The sequence below is a fragment of the Streptococcus sp. HMSC067A03 genome, assembly GCF_001814295.1.
Lineage (GTDB): Bacteria > Bacillota > Bacilli > Lactobacillales > Streptococcaceae > Streptococcus > Streptococcus constellatus.
In genome coordinates this window covers 1-323 of record NZ_KV815656.1, presented here as the reverse complement: position 1 = coordinate 323, position 323 = coordinate 1, and the positions used below count along the sequence as shown (strand labels likewise).

General features: G+C 45.2%; 1 protein-coding gene. It reads right to left on the bottom strand.

Annotation, left to right across the window (positions count from 1 at the left end):
• On the bottom strand, positions 1-323 hold a 323-nt coding region (locus HMPREF2963_RS05490; protein WP_410002504.1), incomplete at both ends, for a mucin-binding protein.

The window sequence follows — 323 nt, the reverse complement described above, 5'->3', positions numbered from 1 at the left end:
AGTGTAATGCACATCCTTGACAATATCCTCTTGAGTGACTGTTTCTGATGGAACAGCCGCAACATCTACCCTATAACCTGGAATCACTGGGGATGGCACAGCGTCATAATTAGCTTTGTCACTGATCCAAGCTGTAGCCGAAACTTCAGTGCCTGTGATCTTATCTTTCGTTACTGTGCGTGTCCACGTTGCTGTTTGTACATTATTAGCTGGCGTTTGACTACCCGCTCCATGATAACGAACTGTCAAGCTCACTTTCTTGGTTTCTTGGATATCAGTTGTGCCATGCTTCAAGTGAACCGTCACGTTTTGATCATGACTGC